General features: G+C 71.5%; 16 protein-coding genes. 4 read left to right on the top strand and 12 right to left on the bottom strand.

Going from position 1 to position 19,592, the window contains the following annotated elements:
- The 7 genes from CQ047_RS11165 to CQ047_RS11135 all read right to left on the bottom strand — a co-directional run.
- Positions 1-1,232: chondroitinase-B domain-containing protein (locus CQ047_RS11165; RefSeq protein ID WP_181155912.1), on the bottom strand; the 1,232-nt coding region annotated here is incomplete at its 3' end.
- Positions 1,233-1,268: 36 nt separating this feature from the next.
- Positions 1,269-2,861: a discoidin domain-containing protein gene (locus CQ047_RS11160; protein ID WP_181155911.1), complete on the bottom strand. Its 1,593-nt coding sequence runs from the start codon at positions 2,859-2,861 to the stop codon at positions 1,269-1,271.
- Positions 2,862-3,129: 268 nt separating this feature from the next.
- Positions 3,130-3,888: a sugar phosphate isomerase/epimerase gene (locus tag CQ047_RS11155; protein ID WP_105675207.1), complete on the bottom strand. Its 759-nt coding sequence runs from the start codon at positions 3,886-3,888 to the stop codon at positions 3,130-3,132.
- Positions 3,889-3,987: 99 nt separating this feature from the next.
- Positions 3,988-4,947 (bottom strand): sugar phosphate isomerase/epimerase, encoded by a 960-nt coding sequence (locus CQ047_RS11150; protein WP_105675205.1) that lies wholly within the window; start codon positions 4,945-4,947, stop codon positions 3,988-3,990.
- Entirely contained in the window at positions 4,944-6,212 is a 1,269-nt protein-coding gene (locus tag CQ047_RS11145) for a dihydrodipicolinate synthase family protein (protein ID WP_105675203.1), read from the bottom strand. The genes CQ047_RS11150 and CQ047_RS11145 overlap by 4 nt, the downstream gene beginning before the upstream one ends.
- Positions 6,212-7,372, bottom strand: a complete 1,161-nt coding sequence (locus CQ047_RS11140; protein WP_105675201.1) for a Gfo/Idh/MocA family protein — start codon at positions 7,370-7,372, stop codon at positions 6,212-6,214. The genes CQ047_RS11145 and CQ047_RS11140 overlap by 1 nt, the downstream gene beginning before the upstream one ends.
- A gap of 192 nt (positions 7,373-7,564) precedes the next feature.
- On the bottom strand, positions 7,565-8,515 hold the full coding sequence (locus CQ047_RS11135; RefSeq protein WP_105675219.1) for a LacI family DNA-binding transcriptional regulator: 951 nt from the start codon (positions 8,513-8,515) through the stop codon (positions 7,565-7,567).
- 137 nt (positions 8,516-8,652) lie between these two features.
- Here CQ047_RS11135 and galT point away from each other — a divergent pair, with 137 nt between their 5' ends.
- The 3 genes from galT to galE all read left to right on the top strand — a co-directional run bounded on the left by galT (position 8,653) and on the right by galE (position 12,069).
- Positions 8,653-9,837: a galactose-1-phosphate uridylyltransferase gene (gene galT / locus CQ047_RS11130; RefSeq protein WP_105675200.1), complete on the top strand. Its 1,185-nt coding sequence runs from the start codon at positions 8,653-8,655 to the stop codon at positions 9,835-9,837.
- Positions 9,834-11,021: a galactokinase gene (gene galK / locus CQ047_RS11125; RefSeq protein WP_105675198.1), complete on the top strand. Its 1,188-nt coding sequence runs from the start codon at positions 9,834-9,836 to the stop codon at positions 11,019-11,021. Before galT ends, galK begins: the two co-directional genes overlap by 4 nt.
- A gap of 70 nt (positions 11,022-11,091) precedes the next feature.
- Positions 11,092-12,069: a UDP-glucose 4-epimerase GalE gene (gene galE / locus CQ047_RS11120; protein WP_105675196.1), complete on the top strand. Its 978-nt coding sequence runs from the start codon at positions 11,092-11,094 to the stop codon at positions 12,067-12,069.
- A gap of 144 nt (positions 12,070-12,213) precedes the next feature.
- On the opposite strand, the gene CQ047_RS11115 is transcribed toward galE, so the two are convergent.
- The 3 genes from CQ047_RS11115 to CQ047_RS11105 are packed head-to-tail and all read right to left on the bottom strand — an operon-like array spanning position 12,214 to position 15,586.
- Positions 12,214-13,536 (bottom strand): MFS transporter, encoded by a 1,323-nt coding sequence (locus CQ047_RS11115; RefSeq protein ID WP_105675194.1) that lies wholly within the window; start codon positions 13,534-13,536, stop codon positions 12,214-12,216.
- Positions 13,533-14,456, bottom strand: a complete 924-nt coding sequence (locus tag CQ047_RS11110; RefSeq protein ID WP_105675192.1) for a polysaccharide deacetylase family protein — start codon at positions 14,454-14,456, stop codon at positions 13,533-13,535. Before CQ047_RS11110 ends, CQ047_RS11115 begins: the two co-directional genes overlap by 4 nt.
- The gene (locus tag CQ047_RS11105; RefSeq protein WP_105675190.1) at positions 14,453-15,586 is read right to left on the bottom strand and encodes an ROK family transcriptional regulator; all 1,134 of its coding nucleotides are present in this window, start codon (positions 15,584-15,586) and stop codon (positions 14,453-14,455) included. The genes CQ047_RS11110 and CQ047_RS11105 overlap by 4 nt, the downstream gene beginning before the upstream one ends.
- 100 nt (positions 15,587-15,686) lie before the next feature.
- On the opposite strand from CQ047_RS11105, the gene CQ047_RS11100 reads away from it, so the two are divergent.
- On the top strand, positions 15,687-16,211 hold the full coding sequence (locus tag CQ047_RS11100; RefSeq protein WP_105675188.1) for a GNAT family N-acetyltransferase: 525 nt from the start codon (positions 15,687-15,689) through the stop codon (positions 16,209-16,211).
- A 30-nt stretch (positions 16,212-16,241) separates the two neighbouring features.
- Here CQ047_RS11100 and CQ047_RS11095 read toward each other — a convergent pair whose 3' ends face one another.
- Together CQ047_RS11095 and CQ047_RS11090 are read right to left on the bottom strand one after the other, a co-directional pair.
- A complete protein-coding gene (locus tag CQ047_RS11095) occupies positions 16,242-18,875 on the bottom strand; it encodes a hypothetical protein (protein WP_105675187.1) in 2,634 nt (877 codons plus the stop codon).
- A 127-nt stretch (positions 18,876-19,002) separates the two neighbouring features.
- Complete coding sequence (locus tag CQ047_RS11090; RefSeq protein ID WP_105675185.1) at positions 19,003-19,590, bottom strand: gluconokinase; 588 nt, start codon at positions 19,588-19,590, stop codon at positions 19,003-19,005.
- Positions 19,591-19,592: the final 2 nt, after the last annotated feature.

Genomic DNA, 19,592 nt, shown 5'->3' with positions numbered 1-19,592 from the left:
GTGTGCCCGCTGGACTTGACCGAGATCGCCTCGGGGTCGCCGTTCGCGTTCTCGAACAGGTTGTACTCCACGATCGCCCCTCCGCTGGAGAGCGCCTTCGGGCTGGTGCCGAGCCTGATCGACTCGCCGCCGTTGGCTCCGGCGAAGGTCTGGTCGGAGAAGTAGTTGTGGTGGATGTGGGAGTTCTTGGCGACGGTGTCGGTCCCCGGCCCCTCGATGCCGAGGTAGACGCCGATCGTGCTCTTGCCGTGGAACCAGTTGTAGGCGATCTCCGAGTCGTCCGAGCGGACGATCAGGTTGTGCTCGGCCGACTGGGCGAAGAGGAACTCGTTGCGGATGAAGTCCACCGCCTTGCTGCTCGAGCCCACGTCGATCGTCGTCGACTGCGTGAACCTGAAGCCCTGGATGCTGACGTCGTGCACGCCGGAGAAGGAGAAGCTCGATGATCCGGTCAGCGTCACCCCGCCGACGGTCTCAGCCTTGATGGTCACCGGCTCGGACGAGGTCCCGGAGGCGCCGGAGCCGAGGCTCACCGCGGAGGAGACGCTGTAGCTGCCGTTCTTCAGCACGATCGTGTCACCGGGATCGGAGTTGTTGATGGCCGTCTGCAGCGCCGAGATCGAGGTGACCGTGGTGGTCGAACCGCTGCTGCTGCCGCCGCCCGGGGTGCCCGGCGTGCCGTAGACCTGCAGCTCCCAGAGCGAGTAGCCGTAGGCGGTGCCGCGCGCGGTGCCGTGCACCCGCAGGTAGCGGCCGGTGCCGTTGAGCCCTGTGATGTCATCGGTGCCGCCGTCGCCCGCCGTCTCGTTCTTGAGCGTGGTCCAAGTCGTGCCGTCGTCCGAGATCTGCACCGTGTACGTCGATGCGTATGCATCCTCCCAGTTCAGCAGCACCCGAGACACCGAGGCTCCGGCGCCCAGGTCGACCGTGATCCACTGCGGATCGACGCCCTCCTGGCTCGCCCAGCGGGTGGTCGAGGATCCGTCCAGAGCGGCGGATGCGGGGAACGCGGACGTCTCCACAGAGGATGCCGTCGCCGGACGCCCCTGCGAGATGAGCGTCTCGGCGAGTGGGCCGACCTCGGTGGAGGTCAGCGGGCCCGCCTGGCCTGCCGGCGACGCCGGTGCGGCGGACTGGGGTGCGATCTCCGCGGCGCCGGCCGCAGCCGGCACGCAGGTCAGCGACAGGGTCGCGGCGGCGAGCACCGCGATGACCCGATGGGTGGTCTTCATATGCAGCTTCCGATCTTCATCGATGGGGAGACGCGGTCAGGGGGTGACCGCGACGTTGGTGAGCCCGGAGGTGGCGCCTGTCACGGTGTTCGAGGCGTAGACCTTGTTGGGGTTGGCTGAGCACTTCGAGGTCGAGGAGACGAACACCGCATAGCGGCCGACGCCGCCGAGGTCGGAGTCGTTGCCGCGCCAGATGTTGCCGCATCCCCAACCGGTGAGCGGATTGTGGGTCTCGTAGCCGTTCGCGAAGACGCCGGGAGAGGAGAAGGTTCCGGTGTTGTCCTCGAAGAGGTACCCGTTGCCCTTGACGTCGATCCAGGAGTCGGCCGAGTTCTGCCCGGAGAGCCCGGTGCCGTCGAAGGTGTTGCCGCGGACGACGCCGCCCTCGGTGCCCTCCTTGACGTCGATGTGCTCGGCGGCGATCCCGGGGCCGAAGGCGTTGTCGAGCACCTGGACCCGGTCGGAGCGGTCACGCCCGGACGAATCGGCGTAACAGGTGAAGTTGGAGTTCGCGGAGCCGAGGTAGAGACCCTCGCCGTACCCGGGCTGGGCGAGTCCGGTGCGCATGATCTGCGAGTTCTTGATGACGCCGTCGGCGGAGGACTTCCGGAAGTGCACTCCCTCGTCGTCGATGTCGCGCACGAGCACCCCGTCGATCGTGACGTGGGTCGCCGTGTCGAGCACGATGCCCTTCTTCGCGTCGGCGACGGTGAGGCCCGAGACGTTCCAGTAGGAGGCGCCGTACAGCCAGAGACCGTATCCGGAGTCCCAGCCGTCACCGGGGTGCGGGCATCCGTTCAGGGTGCCGCTGGGGCCGTCGTTCGTGATGACGGCCGTGCGCGGCCCGGTGAGCGTGATGGGAGCGGATGCCGTGCCCGGCGTCGTCGCGACGAAGCTGCCCTGGTAGGTCCCCGGCGCGAGGCGGATGGTCTGGCCGGGGGTCGCGGCCGCGAGGGCCGACGTGAGCTGCGCCGCCGTGGAGACGTCGACGATCGTGCCGCCGCCCGGCGTGCCGGTGCCGGCCGTGCCGTACACCTGGACCTCGTAGAGCGAGTATCCGTACGAGGTGCCGCGGGCGGTGCCGTGGATGCGCAGATAGCGTCCGGCGCCGTTCAGTCCCGTGATGTCGTCGGTGCCGCCGTTGCCCGCCGTCTCGTCCTTCAGCGTCGTCCACGACGACCCGTCGGCGGAGATCTGCACTCGGTACTTCGACGCGTACGCGGCTTCCCAGTTCAGCAGCACCCGTGACACGGACGCCCCGGCGCCCAGGTCGATCTGGATCCACTGCGGGTCGACGCCCTCCACGCTCGCCCAGCGCGTCGTTCCCGACCCGTCCACCGCGGCGGATGCCGGGAATGCCGATGCCTCCACGGACGATGCCGTGGCCGGACGCCCCTGCGAGATCAGGGTCGCCGCGGTGACGGATGCCGCCGGCTGAGCCGTTGCTGCCGTTGCTGCGGATGCCGCGGACGGAGCGGTGCCCGTGGTCACGGATGCCGAGGCCGCCGGCGATGCGGCGCCCGTGGAGGCGGAGGCCGCTGTCGCGAAGCCGAGTGGCAGCGCGACCGCGGCGGCGACGCAGGCCGTGAGGAGGCGCCTGCGGAAGGAAGTGGATCGTGCGTGTGACATCGTCGTCTCCTGCGCGTTCGGAAGTGCATCCGTCGGAGCCGGTCAGCCCCGTTCGTAAAACTTCTTACCATTAGTCGGCCGGTGTACGCCAGCGTTCTTGGCAAACGTTTGCCAGCCCGGCGACAACACTCTACGACACGGAACCGCTCCCGAGCCAGCACGAATGCTCACGCGCAATCGGCGCCTGGCGCCGCAACACGGCGGGCGTAGCGACATCAGGTGCCGGATCGAGGGAGTCGCTTCCCCTCCACGAGCGCGACGCCAGACGTCAGGCCGCGAGGTAGGAGCGCAGCGTCGCCGCCTCGTACGCGAGGAGCGACGGGTCATCGCCGGGCACGAACTCCAGCAGCGCGTCGCGCGGCGGGTGCGCGGCGGCGCGCGCATCGGAGAAGAAGCGCGTCCACAGATCTGCGCGCTCGCGGAGCGGGAGGCGCTCCTTCACCGGCCACCAGGAGAAGACGTGGGCGGCGCTCGTGTGGGCCGCGATCTGTCGGTACTCGTCGATGGCGTCATCGACGGATGCTGCGACCGTCGGCTGCCAGTAGGTGCGCAGGTGCGGACTCCCGACCTCGGCGAGGAGCCGCAGCGTCGAGGGGGCGGTGGCGGCGAGGGTGCCGGAGTGGAACTCCAGCGCCAGCTCCATGTCCCGCTCCCCGGCTTCGGATGCCGCGGCCCGCAGCCGCTCGACGACCCGAGTCCACTCGGCATCCGTCGCTTCTGCGGCGTCGACGGAACCCGCCCAGATCCGCACGCGGTCGGCGCCGAGGGCCTCCGCGCTGTCGAGGACGGGGGCGATGTCCTCCCCCGCGCCCGCCCGGAAGTACGACCCGTACGAGGCCACCGCGAGGCCGGCATCCCTCGTCGCCCGCGCGACCTGCTGCGCCCGGGCGACGTCACCCGCAGGCACGTGGACGTCGCCGCCCCACTCGATCGCCTCGAGCCCGGCATCGGCGGCGAGCGCGACGATCTCCTCCGGCCCGAGGGCGCGGAAGGTCACCGAGCAGAGCCCTGCGCGGATCCTGGTCATGTGCTCATCCTCTCGTGTTCTCTCCTGCTGTGCCCGCAGCCCCGTCGCGGGCGACGGAACCCGTTTCGGCGCCGCGACCGCACCGGTCTTTGAGCGGCCTCAGCCCAGGTGCGGAGACACCGCGGCGGCGAAGGTCTCCGCGGTGCGGCGCACGACGGCATCCGGAGCATCCGCCCAGATGTCGGCGTTGAAGATCTCGACCTCGATGTCGTGGTTGTACCCGGCCTGGACGACGGCACGGGTGAGCGAGCCGAAGTCGATCACCCCGTCGCCCGTGTAGTGCCGCGACAGCAGCACATCGGCGGAGAGCGGGGTCTTCCAGTCGCACACCTGGTACGTCGCGATGCGGCCCTCCCGCCCTGCGCGGGCGATCTGGTCGAGCACCTGCGGGTCCCACCAGATGTGGAAGGTGTCGACCGCCGCGCCGACGACCGCAGGTTCGAAGTCCGCCGCGATGTCGAGCGCCTGGCCGAGGGTCGAGACGACCGCCCGGTCGGACGCGTACATCGGATGCAGCGGCTCGATCGCGAGCGTCACCCCTGCAGCTCTCGCGTCGTCGGCGAGCGCGCCGATCGCATCACGCACTCGTTCCCGCGCGCCCACGAGATCGCGTGAGCCCTCGGGAAGACCGCCGGCCACGAGCACGAGCACGGCCGTCGACCCGTCGGCGCCGGCCGCGGCGAGCGTCGCGGTCTCCTCGATCGCGCGACGGTTGTCGTCGAGCGCTGCGGTGCGCTCCGGTCCGTCGGGCAGGGTGAAGAAGCCTCCGCGGCAGTGCGTCGTGAACCGCAGACCCGAGTCGGCGAGCATCCGCGCGGCGACATCGAGCCCCACCTCGTTCACGGGCTCGCGCCAGAGCCCGATGGCCTGGATGCCGGCATCCGCCGTCACCCGCAGGGCCGTCGCGAGGTCGGCGTGCTTGATCGTGGCCTGATTGATCGACAGGCGAGGATCGGGGTCGCCGTCGCTCTGTCGGCTCAGATCCCGAATGTCGGTCGAAGGGATGCCGTGTCGACCGACATTCGGGTTTCCTGCTGACGTTCCGGCCTGGATGCTCATGCGTCGACTCCGTTCAGACTCAGCATCCCGTGCCAGCGCTCTCGCGCGAGCTCCGGATGCTCCAGCGCGAGCGAGGCGTTCGCGAGCTCGACGATGCGGCTGAGGTGCGGGAGGCTGCGGGCCGAGTGGAGCCCCGCGACCATCTGGAACGCGGGCTGGTGACCGTTCAGCCAGGACAGGAAGGCGACACCGGTCTTGTAGTAGAACGTCGGCGCGGCGAAGACCTGCCGACTGAGTTCCTCCGTCGGGCCCAGGATCTCCCGGTAGCGCGCCGGATCCCCTGCATCCAGCGCCTGGATCGCTGCCGATGCGACCGGGGTGATCGCGGCGAACGCGCCGAGCAGCGCATCGGAGTGCCCACTGTCTGAACCGCCGAGTTCACGTCCTCTCGCCGAGTGCACGGCATCCTCACGCGAGCTTCCCGTGCGCTCGGCGACGTCCCGTGAATTCGACGTTCCCGCGTCCGGCGCCGGGTCGCCGCCGATGAGACCCACGTAGTTGAAGTCGTCGCCGGTGAACATGCGCACGCCGTCGGGCAGTTGCGAGCGCACGGCGATCTCGCTCTCGGCGTTCAGCAGGCTCATCTTGACGCCCCCGACCTTGCCGGGGTTCTCCGCGATGATGTCGAGGAGCACGGCGGATGCCGTCTGCCAGTCGTCCGCTCCGAAATAGCCGGCGAGCTCCGGATCGAAGGCCGTGCCCAGCCAGTGCAGCACCACCGGAACGGTCGCGCTCTCCAGCACCGCGCGGTACACGCGACGGTAGTCGTCGGCATCCGCGGCCACGCGCGCGAGGTGGCGGGAGGCCATCAGCACCGGCCCCGCCCCCTGCTCCTCGGTGAAGTGCAGCTGCTCCCGGTAGGCGTCGATCACCCGATCGAGCGAGATGCGCTGCTCGTCGACGTGGTCGGTGTTGACACCGACCACGACCGAGCCGCCTTCCTCGCGCGCCACCTCGGCGCTGCGGGCGATGAGCTCGCGGGTGGCCGCGGCATCCAGTCCCATGTTGCGCTGCGCCGTGTCCATGGCGTCGGCGACGCCGAGACCCCACGAGTACACGTTGCGACGGAACGCGAGGGTGGAGTCCCAGTCGATGTCCGCGGGACGACCGGGGGTGTTGTCGGCGTGCGCCTTCGGCACGACGTGCGCCGCGGCGTACGCGACGCGGCTGCGCAGAGCGGATGCCGGGCGCGCGTAGCCTCCGGAGTCGTTCAGCGCCGCGTGCGACACCGTGCCGTCGGGTGCGAGGAGCGTCAGAGCGGCCATCAGAGCGCCAGCGGTTCGATGGCGATCTTGCGGCCCTCGGCACTGGAGGTGAGGCCGGCTTCGGCGAACCGCACGCCCTTGGCGCCGGCGAGCAGGTCGAACGGGTACTCGGTGCCCTCGACGTAGGAGACGAGGTACTCCTCCCACTGCTGGCGGAAGCCGTTGAGGAACACGTCGTTGGTCGGGACCTTCTGCCAGTCGGCGTCGTAGTCGCGGGTGTCTTCGAGGTCGGGGTTCCACACCGGCTTCGGCGTGGCGTTGCGCGGCTGGATCTTCGCGCCGAACAGTCCGACCACGGCGGAGCCGTGCGTGCCATCGACCTGGAACTCGACGAGCTCGTCGCGGTTCACGCGCACGGTCCAGCTGGAGTTGATCTCGGCGATGATGCCGCCCTCGATCTCGAAGATGCCGTACGCGGCGTCCTCGGCGGTGGCGGTGTAGTGCTCGCCCTTCTCGTCCCACCGGTCGGCGATGTGCACGGCGGCCTGCGCGTACACGCTCGTGACCTCGCCGAACAGGTTCTCGAGCACGTAGTTCCAGTGCGGGAACATGTCGGAGATGATGCCGCCGCCGTCTTCGGTGCGGTAGTTCCAGCTCGGGCGCTGCGCGGGCTGCCAGTCCCCCTCGAAGACCCAGTAGCCGAACTCGCCGCGCACCGACAGGATGCGTCCGAAGAAGCCGGAGTCGATGAGGCGCTTGAGCTTCTGCAGGCCGGGGAGGTACAGCTTGTCGTGCACGACGCCGGTCTTGACGCCGGCGGCCTTCGCCAGCCGGGCGAGTTCGAGCGCCTCGTCGAGGGACTCCGCCGTGGGCTTCTCCGTGTAGATCGCCTTCCCCGCGGCGATGGCCTTGCGGATCGCGGATGCTCTGGCCTTCGTCACGAGGAAGTCGGCGTAGATCTCCCACCGCGGGTCGGCGAGCGCGGCATCCAGATCGGTCGTGTAATCCTCGATGCCGTGCTTCTCGGCGAGCTCGGCGAGCTTCGCCTCGTTGCGTCCGACGAGGATCGGCTTCACGGTGATGCGGCTCCCGTCCGGCAGCTCGATGCCGCCCTCTTCGCGGATCGCGAGGATCGAGCGCACCAGGTGCTGCCGGTAGCCCATGCGTCCGGAGACGCCGTTCATGATGATCCCGATCTCGCGGGTGGTCGCCTGTGACATCAGTGGTCCGTTCTGTGGGAAGTGGGTGCGCGTCCGTCGCTAGTTGGGTAAGCGCTTTCCGACAGCATCCCATGCCGCATCACGCTCTCGCAACCCTTTCGGGAAAGCGCATTCCAGATTCCAGATCCTTCGCGCTCGACCACAAGCGCATCCGAAGGCGCCCCCGCTGTGGGCGGCGGGCCGACGGCAGGGTCAGAGAGTGCTGGAGCGCTCGATCAGCAGCGTCGGGATGATCGAGGGGCCGGATGCCGGACCCTCACCCTCGATGTCGGCGACCAGCGCGGCGACCGCACGGTGAGCGAGGGCCGTGAAGTCCTGGCGGATCGTCGTCAGCGGCGGGCGGTAGTTCGCGGCATCCGGGACGTCGTCGAAGCCGATCACGGCGACGTCCTCCGGCACACGGCGCCCCGACTCGGCGAGCGCGCGCAGCAGCCCCAGCGCCATCTGGTCGTTCGCGCAGAAGACGGCGGATGCCGCGGAGAGGGCGGCCCCCGCGGCGTATCCCGACTCGGCGCTCCAGTCGCCCCTGACCACCTCGGGGGCGTCGATCCCGGCCGCGGCGAGGGAGTCCCGCCACCCGCGCTCGCGCTCGGCCGCCGCGAAGGAGTCGGCGGGCCCCGCGAGGTGGTGGACGATCGGGCGCCCGGCCGCAAGGAGCCGCGCGGTGGCCAGAGCCGCACCTCCGGCGTGGTCGCTGTGCACGGAGATGAAGCCGTCGTCGGTGGCCGCATCGACCACGACGAGCCGCAACCCGGCAGGACGCTGAGCGGTCGGCACCTGCGCGGAGGCCTCGTTCAGCACGATCGCACCGTCGACCTCCTGCTCGGCGAGGTGCTCGAACGCCTCGGCGACGCCACCGGACGCGGTGACGAGCGTGAGGGCGTATCCCCGCTCCGCCGCGGCCTCGGCTGTGGCCTGCAGCATCCGCGAGTTGCCGACGGTGGCGAGGGTCGTCACGACGAGGCCGATGGTCTGCGAGCGGCCGGTGCGCAGAGCCCTGGCGGCGCGGTGCGGGCGGTAGCCGAGTTCGGCCATCGCCTTCTCGACGCGCTCGCGCGTGGCGGGGTCCACCCGGGGGCTGTCGTTGACGACGCGGGAGACGGTCTGGCCGGAGACTCCGGCGCGGGCGGCGACGAGGGCCATCGACACGCGCCCCGATGCCGGGCGACGGCGCGGCATCCGCTCGCCGGGGAGTCCGAGTTCGCTGCGGGTCACCGGCATCCTCCGTTCACAACTCCTCAATGTTGACGTTACCACGCCGTCGGACGTACCATGTTTACGTGAACACGCACGAATCTCCGGAGTTCCGAACGGCGACCCTCTCCGCCGGCGTCACCAAGCGCGCGACGACGCTCGCCGACGGCCGCGACCTCATCTACTACGACGACCCCGACACCGCGCTCCCCGCAGAGCGCTCGATCGACGCCCGCGTCCTCGACCCGCGCCCCGACACGGCCACGATGCGGCTCGACGTACTCACCGGTGACTGGATCACGGTCGCCGCGAACCGCCAGAACCGCGTCATGATGCCGAGCGCCGACGCCGACCCGCTGGCGCCGCAGACTCCGACCAATCCGTCGGAGGTCCCGTCGCGCTACGACGTCGCGGTGTTCGAGAACAAGTCCCCCGCGTTCGGACCCGCCCTCGCCGAGGCCACGGGCGACGCTCCCGGAGCATCCAACCCTCCGCGCGGACTCGACGACCTCGCCGCCCTCGGACTCGGACGCACCCGCACCTCGGTCGGCCGCTGCGAGGTCGTGTGCTTCAGCCCGGAGCACACCGGATCCTTCGGCACCCAGAGCGTCACCCGCGCCCGCACCGTGATCGAGGCCTGGGCCGACCGCACCGCCGCTCTGTCGCAGCTGCCCGGCATCGAGCAGGTCTTCCCCTTCGAGAACCGCGGCGAGGCGATCGGCGTGACCCTGCCCCACCCGCACGGCCAGATCTACGCCTACCCCTACGTCACCCCGCGCACCACCCGCGTGCTGGAGAGCATCGACCGCACGGCGCCCGACCTGTTCCAGCGCATCCTCGAGTTCGAGCAGTCGTCGGAGCGGGTCGTCTTCCGCGGCGAGCACTGGACGGCCTTCGTGCCCTTCGCCGCCCGCTGGCCGCTGGAGGTGCACCTGATGCCGCACCGTCACGTCCCCGACTTCGCCGAGACGACGGATGCCGAGCGCGACGAGCTCGCCCCGCTCTACCTGCGTCTGCTCCGCGGCGTCGACGCGCTGTACGAGACCCCGACCCCGTACATCGCCGCGTGGCACCAGGCTCCGGTCAACACCGGCCGCGACAGCGTGCGCCTGCACCTGCAGCTCACCAGCCCCCGCCGCGCCGCCGACAAGCTCAAGTTCCTGGCCGGATCGGAGGCCGCCATGTGGGCGTGGGCCGCCGAGGTCGCACCCGAGCAGGGCGCCGCCCGCATCCGCGAAGCCATCGCCCGCGCAGAGGAGGCGTCCGCATGACCACCACCCAGGATGCCGCGACGGCGCTGTTCCTCGAGCTCACCGGCCGCGAGCCCGAGGGCCTCTGGTCGGCTCCCGGCCGGGTGAACCTCATCGGCGAGCACACCGACTACAACGACGGATTCGTGCTGCCCTTCGCGATCCCGCACCGCACGGTCGCGGCCGTCGGTCGACGCGATGACGGCGTCGGCCGTGTGCGTGTCGCCTCGACGTTCGCCGCAGAGCCGGTCGAGGTCGCCCTCGACGAGCTCGACGGCCTGTTCCCGACGGCGGCCGGCGCCGAGCCCGCCGTCCCGGAGTGGGCGGCCTACCCGCTGGGGGTCGCCTGGGCTCTGGCTCAGGCCGCGTCCGTCACCGGATCGGGCGTCGACATCGCGATCGCCTCCGACGTCCCCGTCGGCGCCGGGCTCTCCTCGTCCGCTGCGATCGAGGGCGCCACGGCATCCGCCCTGAACGATCTGTGGGGAGCCGGCCTCGACCGGGTCGCCCTCGCCCGCGTGGGCCGCAGGGCCGAGAACGAGGCCGTGGGAGCGCCCACCGGGATCATGGACCAGATGGCCTCCATGCTCGGCGAGCCGGATGCCGCGACCTTCCTCGACTGCCGCTCGCTGGAGGCGCAGCTCGTGCCGCTCGGCGTGGCCGAGGCCGGTCTCGCGATCCTCGTCATGGACACCCGCGTGAAGCACGCGCACTCCACCGGTGGCTATGGAGAGCGCCGCGCCGCCTGCGAACGCGGAGCCGCGATCATGGGCGTCCCTTCGCTGCGCGACGTGACGGTCGCCGACCTGCCCAGGGCCGAGGCGCTCATGGACGACGTCACGTTCCGCCGCGTGCGCCACGTCGTGACCGAGAACCAGCGTGTGCTCGACACCGTCCGCGTGCTGCGCGAGTCCGGCGCCAGGGCGATCGGCGACCTGCTCGTCGCCTCGCACGCCTCGATGCGCGACGACTTCGAGATCTCGGTTCCCGAGCTCGACACGGCGGTCGAGGCGGCCCTCGCCGCCGGGGCGCTCGGCGCACGGATGACGGGCGGCGGCTTCGGCGGAGCCGCGATCGCGCTGATCGAGGCCGACGCCGTCGCGGACGTGTCGGATGCCGTGGCCTCCGCGTTCGCGGCATCCGGGTTCTCCGCGCCCCACCTGTTCACCGTCGTGCCGTCCGCCGGCGCCGGTCGCGACGCCTGAGGACGTGCGCCCGTGCGGCGAGCACGCAGGTCGCCCTGGAATACTGAGCACCCGACCCTGAAGGAGAACCATGTCCTGGATCGTCACCGGCGGCGCCGGCTACATCGGATCGCACGTCGTGCGGGCACTGTCGGATGCCGGGCTCACTCCGGTCGTGATCGATGACCTCTCCAGCGGGGTCGCGTCGTTCGTGCCGGAGGGCGTGCCGTTCGTCCGCGGCAGCATCCTCGATCGGGAGCTCGTCGAGCGCACGCTGCGTGAGCACGACGCCGAGGGAGTGATCCACGTCGCCGGCTTCAAGTACGCGGGCGTCTCGGTGCAGCGTCCGCTGCACACTTACGCGCAGAACGTCGAAGGCACGCGCGTGGTGCTGGAGGCGATGGCGGCCGCGGGTGTCGCGAACATCGTGTTCTCGTCGTCGGCCGCGGTGTTCGGCACCCCCGACGTCGATCTGGTCGTCGAAGACACGGCGAAGCGGCCGGCGAACCCCTACGGCGAGTCGAAGCTCATCGGCGAATGGCTGCTGCGCGACCAGGCCACCGCGACCGCCGACTCCGCGCATCCGCTCCGGCACACGTCGCTGCGCTACTTCAACGTCGTCGGCTCGGCCGACCCCACGGTCTATGACGTGAGTCCGCACAACCTCTTCCCCATCGTGTTCGAGGCGCTGATCGCGGGCAGGACCCCGAAGATCTTCGGAGACGACTACGCCACCCCCGACGGCACGAACGTGCGCGACTACGTGCACGTGGGCGACATCGCCGCCGCGCACGTCGCCGCCGCGCGACGCCTGTCGGCGGGCGAGTCGATCGAGCCCGCCTACAACCTGGGCTCGGGTGACGGCCTCAGCGTGACGCAGATCATGGATGCCGTGGCTCGCGTGACCGGCATCGACTTCACCCCCGAGGTCGGCCCCCGGCGCCCCGGCGACCCCGACCGCATCGTCGCGACCGGCGAGCTCGCCGCCCGCGACCTCGACTGGCGGATGCGCTACACGGTCGACGAGATGGTCCGCACGGGCTGGGAGGCTCGTCGCGCGGCAGTGTGATCGGGACGGCTCCGGGATCGCCCGTCCGGGCGAAGAACGGGTACCCCTTCCCCGCAAGCGGGGCCCCTTCCCCGATTCGCCCGGACGGGCGATCCCTCCGCCTCGCGTCGCGGTCGGGCGACGCCCCCGGGGTGCTCGGGAGGGTCAGAGGTCGCGGGTGCGGATCGGGTAGAACCAGAAGCACACCCAGGCCAGGGCTGTGAAGACGAGCGGGATCACCGCGACCATCACGCGGATGCCGCCGTCCACGGCATCCGGCTGGCTGTCGCCCAGCGTCGCGTCGAACCCGGATGCCGTCAGCACGACGGCGGCGACGATCGCCTGCACCACCACGGCCCCGCGCACGACGAACCCGTTCACCCCGAAGTACGCGCCCTCGCGCCGATGCCCCGTGCGCACGGCGTCGTCGTCGATGATCTGCGCCAGCATCACCTCGAGCAGCTGGAGGAGGCCTCCGATGCCGACCCCCACCGCGATGCCGACGAGAGCCGCGGCGAGCACCGTCGTCGGGAGCAGGTAGCCGAGCACGGCGACGCCGAAGACGCCGACGCTCCACAGCAGCGCCGTGCGCGGCGAGGTGCGCCGCACGACCGCGCTCCACAGCACGATCGACGGGATGGCCGTCACGAAGATGGCGCCGAGCAGCACGCTGCCCTCCCCTTCCGGCGCGTGCAGCGAGTACCGCACGTAGAACGGGAGGGCGGCGAGGATGATCGCGATCGACGTCTGCACGCACAGCGACCCGAGCACGTAGGGCACGAAGGCGCGGTTGGCGAAGGTGAGCGTCAGCTGGCGCCGCCAGGTCATGGCTTCGGATGCCACCTCCGGCACGGTGCGCTCGACCATGCCGCCGAGGAACGACCACACGAGGAGGACGAGGCAGACCCCGCCGAGCACGAGCGCCATGCCAGGCCAGCCCATCGAGCCGTACAGCGCCGGGGCTCCTGCCGTGCCCAGCACCATTCCGAGGATCGCGAAGATCTGCCGCGGGACGTTGCCGCGGGCGCGCTCCTCCGTGGTGCGGAAGATCTCGGGGAACAGGGCGGAGATGTTGAGCACGACCACGACGAAGGCGATGTCGTACACCGCGACGACCACGAGGAACCAGGCGATCAGCCCGGCGACGGGGAGCTCAGGCGGCATCCACACCAGCGCGAAGGCCACGACCAGCGGCACGATGCCGAGCCCGATCCAGGGCACCCGGCGCCCCCACGGCGTGCGGATCCGGTCGGACAGCGCACCCACGACCGGGTTGAGCACGGCGTTGAGGATGCCGTGGGCGATCATGGCCGCGGCGACCCACCCCGGCGGCACGCCCAGGTGCGTGACGTAGAAGTAGACGACGAAGGCCGAGAAGGTCTGCGCCATCAGCTGGGTCGGGAACCCGGAGGCGCCGAAGGCGATCGTCTGGGCGCGCGGGGGCGCCGCGTCGATGCGGCGGTCGCGGAGCGCGCCGAGCAGGGTCACCGCGCCGCACTCCGCTGCAGCTCGCGCAGCGCGCGCCAGCCGATGCGCACGAGACCCTCGTCCTCGATCGCCTGCAGCACCGCGGGGTCGGCGAGCAGCCGGTGCTCGTACCCGCGCTTGGCGGCGGCGAAGTCGACCGCCGCCCTGAGCTCCGCGTCGTCGATCATCGGATGCAGGTAGATCTCGGTGACTCCGGCGGGCACGGCGCGCAGCAGCGCGATGAAGCCGTCGCGCACCTGCTCGTACCCCTCCTCGGCATCCGTGCCCTCGCCGACGATCTCGAAGGGGTGCGACCAGAGCCGGTCGATGATCTCGACGCCGAGGGAATCCGCCGCAGCGGCCGCCCGGTCGAGGGTGCGCTGCAGCTCGACGTCCGCGCCTGCGCCGTCCATGCTGCGCGGCAGCCGGAAGGGCAGACCGTGGCGTGCGGCGAGCGCGAACACCGGTGCGAGGAAGTCGCGGCCGGTGAGGAGTCCGTAGACCGAGCCCATGTGGTTGTCGAGGTGGGTGACGTCGACCCCGGCGTCGAGCGCGGCCTGCAGCTGCGCGGCGATCTCGGCGGCGACGTCGTCTTCGGCCGCGTTCTCCTCGACCGGCCGCACCTCCGAGGGGAAGAACCCGTCGGCGTCGACGAGCGTCGTGCCCACGCCGGTGAGCGGCCGCCAGCGGTACCGGGTCCACTCGCTGGTCAGCACGAGGTGCACGCCCACGTCGAGATCGGTGCGGGATGCCGCGAACGCCAGCGCCTCCGGCGACCACGGGCACGGCACCATCACCGTCGTGGAGTCGATGCGCCCGGCATCCAGCAGCTCGGTGATCGCGAGGTTCGCCGCATGGCACATGCCGAAGTCGTCGGCGTTGAGGATGATCGCCCGTGCTCCGGGGGCGAGGCCGAGTCGATCGGCGAGGTCGGAGATCATCGACTGCTCCTGTCGGGGAGGACGCTGCTGAACACGGTGGTGCGGAGAGCGGATGCCGCCTCGCCGATCGCGCCGACCAGCGGCGCCTCCGGCCCGAACGACGAGACCAGGAAGCGCATGGGCAGCTGCGCGGCATAGGCGTCGGCCACGGACTGCACGGCGTCGACGAGCACGGGGTGCGCCGCCGATCCGCTCAGCACGAACGCCTCGGGGTCGAGCACGAGGGCGACGCTGCCCGCGACGAGGGTGATGCGCCGCCCCATCTCGGCGGCCATCGCGAGCGCGGCCTCATCACCGGCGGCGGCCGCGTCGAGGTGCTGGTCGAGCGTGAGCGAGGGGTCGCGCCCGTTCGTCAGCGCCAGGTCGCCCACGACCGCGTCGCCCAGCACGGGCGCGCCGATCGGCAGCGGTGTCTGCGGCAGGTACATGACCTCCCCCGCGACACCGGAGAAGCCTCTGTGCAGCATGCCGTCGATCACGATGCCCCCGCCGAGGCCGTCGTCGAGCAGCAGCAGCGCGAAGCTGGAGAGCTCGGCGCCCGCTCCCGAGGTGAGCTCTGCGAGAGCGGCGAGGTTGACGTCGTTCTCCACCCGCACGGGGCAGTCGAGTTGGGAGATCAGGGCCGCCTTGAACGCGCCGCCGTCTGGGCCCTGGTCGTCGCGGATGCCGCCGTCGGCCGTGACGATGCCCGGCACTCCGACGACAACGAGGCGCAGCGGCGCCTGCACCGCCAGCAGGCACTGATCGATGAGGCCCGTGATGTGCTCGACCCGGTCGCCGCGGAGCGGGAAGGGCGCGTGCTGCTCCGCTCTGACGACGCCCATCGGGTCGACGAGCGCGACGTGCGCGGCATGGTGGTCGACGTGGACGGCGGCGGCCACGCCGAGGCGGGGATGCAGCGCCACCCTGCTCGCCGCGGGTCCCCTGGTCTCACGGTCGACGCCGGCGGGGACGACGGCGCCCGCGCCCTCGAGCATCCGCAGCACCTGGGTGACGGCGGTGCGCGAGAGGCCGGTCGCGGCCATGAGCTCGGCGCGGGTCTGCGGCCCCCTGCGCCCGAGGGTCTCGAGGATCGCCCGCCCGTTGAGCGTGCGGAGCAGAGACTGCGGACCTGCGATCGGCCTGGCCATGGTGATCCCCCGGGAGTCGACTTCGATCAGCCTGACACATCGCGTCGTACTTGTCGACGGGTGTTGCACGTGCCCGATCCGCCTCCCTTAGGGTGGACGGATGACGCAGCTGGTGATCCGCGAGGCACAGATCGACGACGCCGACGAGGTCGCCGCCGTGCACGTGCGCTCCTGGCAGGTCGCGTATCGAGGGCTCATGCCGCAGGAGCTCCTCGACGGCCTCTCCATCGAGGAGCGCGCGGCGGGGTGGCGGCGCTTCGTCGCCGAACCGCTGCCGACCGGGCTCGGCATCCTCGTCGCCGTCCGCGACGGCGCCGTCATCGGCTGGACCTCGTTCGGCTCGGGGCGCGACGACGACGGGCTGGCCGACGGCGAGGTGTACGGCATCTACGCCGACCCCTCCGCGTGGTCGACCGGCGTCGGCCACGCCCTGCTCACCGCTGCGGAGAAGGTCATCGCGGATGCCGGGCACACCCGCGCCTACCTGTGGGTGCTCGACGGCAACGACAGGGCAGACGCCTTCTACGCGGCGCACGGCTGGATCGCCGACGGCGCGACCAAGGTCGAGCAGCGCCCCGACCAGTCGCTCGCGGAGCACCGCCGCGTCAAGGACCCGCTGCGCTGAACGGACGACGCCGGCGTCAGACGAACGGCGTCAGCGCGCTCGTCGCCGCGCGGCCTTCTCCGCACGCGCCGCGGAACGGACCTCCGCCGCGGAGAGGCCGAGATGCGGGGCGGAGCGGATCCAGGCGTAGGTCGCGGCCTCCGAGGCGTGATCGCCGAGCGCCGCGAAGCACGCGGCGAGATCGAACGCCGACGCCCTGACGCGCACCATCAGGTCGGCGTCGGCGGTGCCCGCACCGATGTCGAGCACCCGGCGGTGCGCTCCGGCGGCCTCCGCCGTGCGCCCGAGCCCTCCGAAGAGGATCGCCTGGTTGCGGAGCGCCTTCGCGCAGCGGAGCCGACCGGATGCCGTGTCGACCGACTGCCCGTGCACGGCGACGACGTGCTCGTAGGCGGCGAGAGCGCCGGCGACGTCGCCGATCTCGTCGATCATGATGGCGCGGTTGTAGACGCCCTGCTGGCGCGTCGTCGCCAGCTCTCCGTCTGTCTCCCCCTCGGCGAGCGCATCGAGCGCCTCGTACGCCGCGATCGCCCCGCGAGGGTCCCCGAGAGCTCCGAGCGCCATGCCCAGCCGGAGGTACGCGCGGGCCTGCACGCGCTCGGCGCGGAGGTCGCTCCCTGCCCGGATGACGGTCGCCTGGCGCGCCAGCGTCGCGACCTGCTCCCAGTACTTGGCGTCCTGGAGCCAGCCCGCCCAGGCGTCCAGCGCCGCGAGCCGCAGCATCGCGACATCGACGTCGTCTGTTCCGGCGCTCTCCTCGACGACGCCCCTCCAGAGGCCCTCCGCCTCGGCGACCCGCCCCTTCTCGGCGAGCTCGTCGGCGGCGTAGAGACGATCTCGCAGCGACCGGTACCGTTCGGTCGCCGCATCACCGGACGCGGCATCCGCCCCCGGCATCAGCGAGAGGATCCGGAGGTTCTCGCGGGCACGGCGGACCGTGTCCTGGATGTCGTCGTCGTCGGCGTCGCCGAAGCGGGCGTCGAGCGCACGGAGCAGGTCGATCGCCGCGCCCGTGCTCCCCTGCTCATGCGACTCCACCGCGTCGCCGAGCATCCTGGTCGCGTCGAGTCGGCGGATCCTCACGTCGGGGTCGTCGGCGAATCGTTCGGCGAAGAGGCGCCGCAGCTCCCTCGATTCGGTCTGCCCTGTGAGATCGGAGCGCCACGCCGACCACAGCGCGTTCGCCGCCCACCGGCGCACGTCGCCGGACGGGTCCGCGGAGAACTCGGCGAGAACCTCGTCGATCGCCTTCCGGGATGCGTCCTGCTGTCCGGCATCACGGAGGAACCTGCTCTCCCAGTACCCCGCCTGCACGCGCTCCGACCTGGCGATGTCGCGCCCCGTCGACCGCACGTTCGCGGAGAGCCGGGCGAGCGTCGACAGCGCATCGTCCCGCCCGCCGAGATCGGACTGCCGGAGCGCCCTGTCGAGGAGCAGCGCGGCCATCATCGGCACCGTCTCGACGTCGTCCCAGAAGGCGGCGAACCTCTCCTCCACGGCGAAGGACGCGGCCACGGCCGCCACGGGGTCTCGCTCGGGAGACGAGGGCTCGCGCGCCGCCGTCGCTCCATCGGGATGGCCGAGCACGCTCGCGATGCGCGCCGCGACGCCGAACCGGGCGAGGGCCGACCGCGGGTCGTCGTCCGACAGGAACACCCGGTCGGCCTCGCGCAGCAGCGCGAGACCGGATGCCGTCGCATACGCGGTGGGGCCGACGTGGCGAAGGAGATCGGAGAGGACGAGGGAGCGCGCATCGGCGTCGGCGTCCGCTGCGTACCGCCCGAGGAGAGCAGACCACTCCTCGGCGGCGACGGCATCCCGATCCGCTCCGTCGAGACGATCGAGGATCTCCTCCAGGTGCCGGGTCTCGCGCCGCGCGCGCTGCACCCCTGGTTCGCCGAGCCCGTCTGCCAGCAGCCGCCTCACGGGGGCGACGGCCTCGAGCGCCGGAGCGCCCTCGGCGATCGCGATGTCGGCGAGGAGCAGCGCGGCGTCGAGGGCGAATCCCGCGGAGCCGGGACCGGAGCGCGCCTCCCGTACGACCAGATCGAGCACCTCGGGAACACCGGAGAGGTCGAGGTCGTTCTCGACGCGCAGCCGCGAGGCGGTGAACATCGCCTCGAGCCTGATCGACGCCGACCGCTGGTCGGCCTCTCCGCCGAGGCGGAGGGCGAGCTCGTCGAGAGCCACGGCGATGGACGAGGGCGACTGCCCCAGCCACTTGCGGATCATCTGCGCGGTCAGCGCGGCCTCGGCGGCTGCCCGCCGGACGCCCGCATGCGGGGAGTCGCGCCAGCGGGCGTCGAGGGCGACGGCGCGCTGGAGCACCTCCACGTGCAGCACCGGATCGACGTCGTCCAGACCGTGCACGAACTCGATCCGCGGGAGCTCCGCGTACGCCAGCGCCTCCGCCGTGCGCTCGTCGTCGACGCCATCGGTGAGAGCGGCCAGGCGTTCCAGGTGGCGATCGATCGTCTCCGGCTGCTCGATCTCCACGTCGAGTCCGATGAGCAGTCCGGTCGCCTCGGCGAGAGCGCACGCCTCGTCGGCGCCGGTCGCGGATGTCGCCCCTGCGAGTCCTTCGACCAGCAGGGCGCGCGCCGCCCCCTGCTCGCCCTCGTCGATGCGTGCTCGCGCCTCTTCGAGCAGGCTGAAGATCCCCATGTCGACGCGTCCCCCTCCTCGCCGGCCGGCGGGTGCTCTCGGCCGGCGTTCCGCCACGACCGACAGTCTCGCACGGGCGTCGGTCACGGCGCCCGTGCGAGACTCGTCGGTCCCGTCGGAGCGGGCCTCAGTCGGCCAGCATCCCCTCGTCGGTGTACTCCGGCGCGGGGAGCGGCGACAGCTGAAGGCGACGCATGATCTCCTTGACCTCGTCCTTCGGGCCGCGGCCGAGGTCGACGACGATGCCCTCCTCGTCGGGCTCGAGCGGCTCCAGGGTCGCGAACTGCGAGCCCAGCAGGCTCTGCGGCATGAAGTGGTCGAAGCGGGTGCTGAGCCTGTTCGCGATCGTCTCGCGCGTGCCGTCGAGATGGACGAAGGCGACGCCCGGTCCGCTGAGCCGGTCCCGGTAGACGCGGCGCAGCGCAGAGCAGGTCACGATCCCGGGGGTTCCGGATGCCGTGTGCAGCTGTATCCACGCGGCGATCCGCTCCAGCCACGGCCACCGGTCCTCGTCTGTGAGGGGCACCCCGGCGGCCATCTTGGCGACGTTCGCCGCGGGGTGGAGATCGTCGCCCTCTTCGAGGTCCCAGCCCAGCCGTCCGGCGAGCATGCCGGCCACGGTGGACTTGCCCGATCCGGAGACACCCATCACCACCAGCACGATGGGCGGGTCCGGCGGGGTCTGCACGGCGTCCTGTCCGTTCGTCGTCGTCATGA

It is taken from the genome of Microbacterium sp. MYb72 (assembly GCF_002979415.1).
Lineage (GTDB): Bacteria > Actinomycetota > Actinomycetes > Actinomycetales > Microbacteriaceae > Microbacterium > Microbacterium natoriense.
Note: the sequence above shows the minus strand (reverse complement) of the source record. Positions and strands in the feature narration are given on the sequence as shown.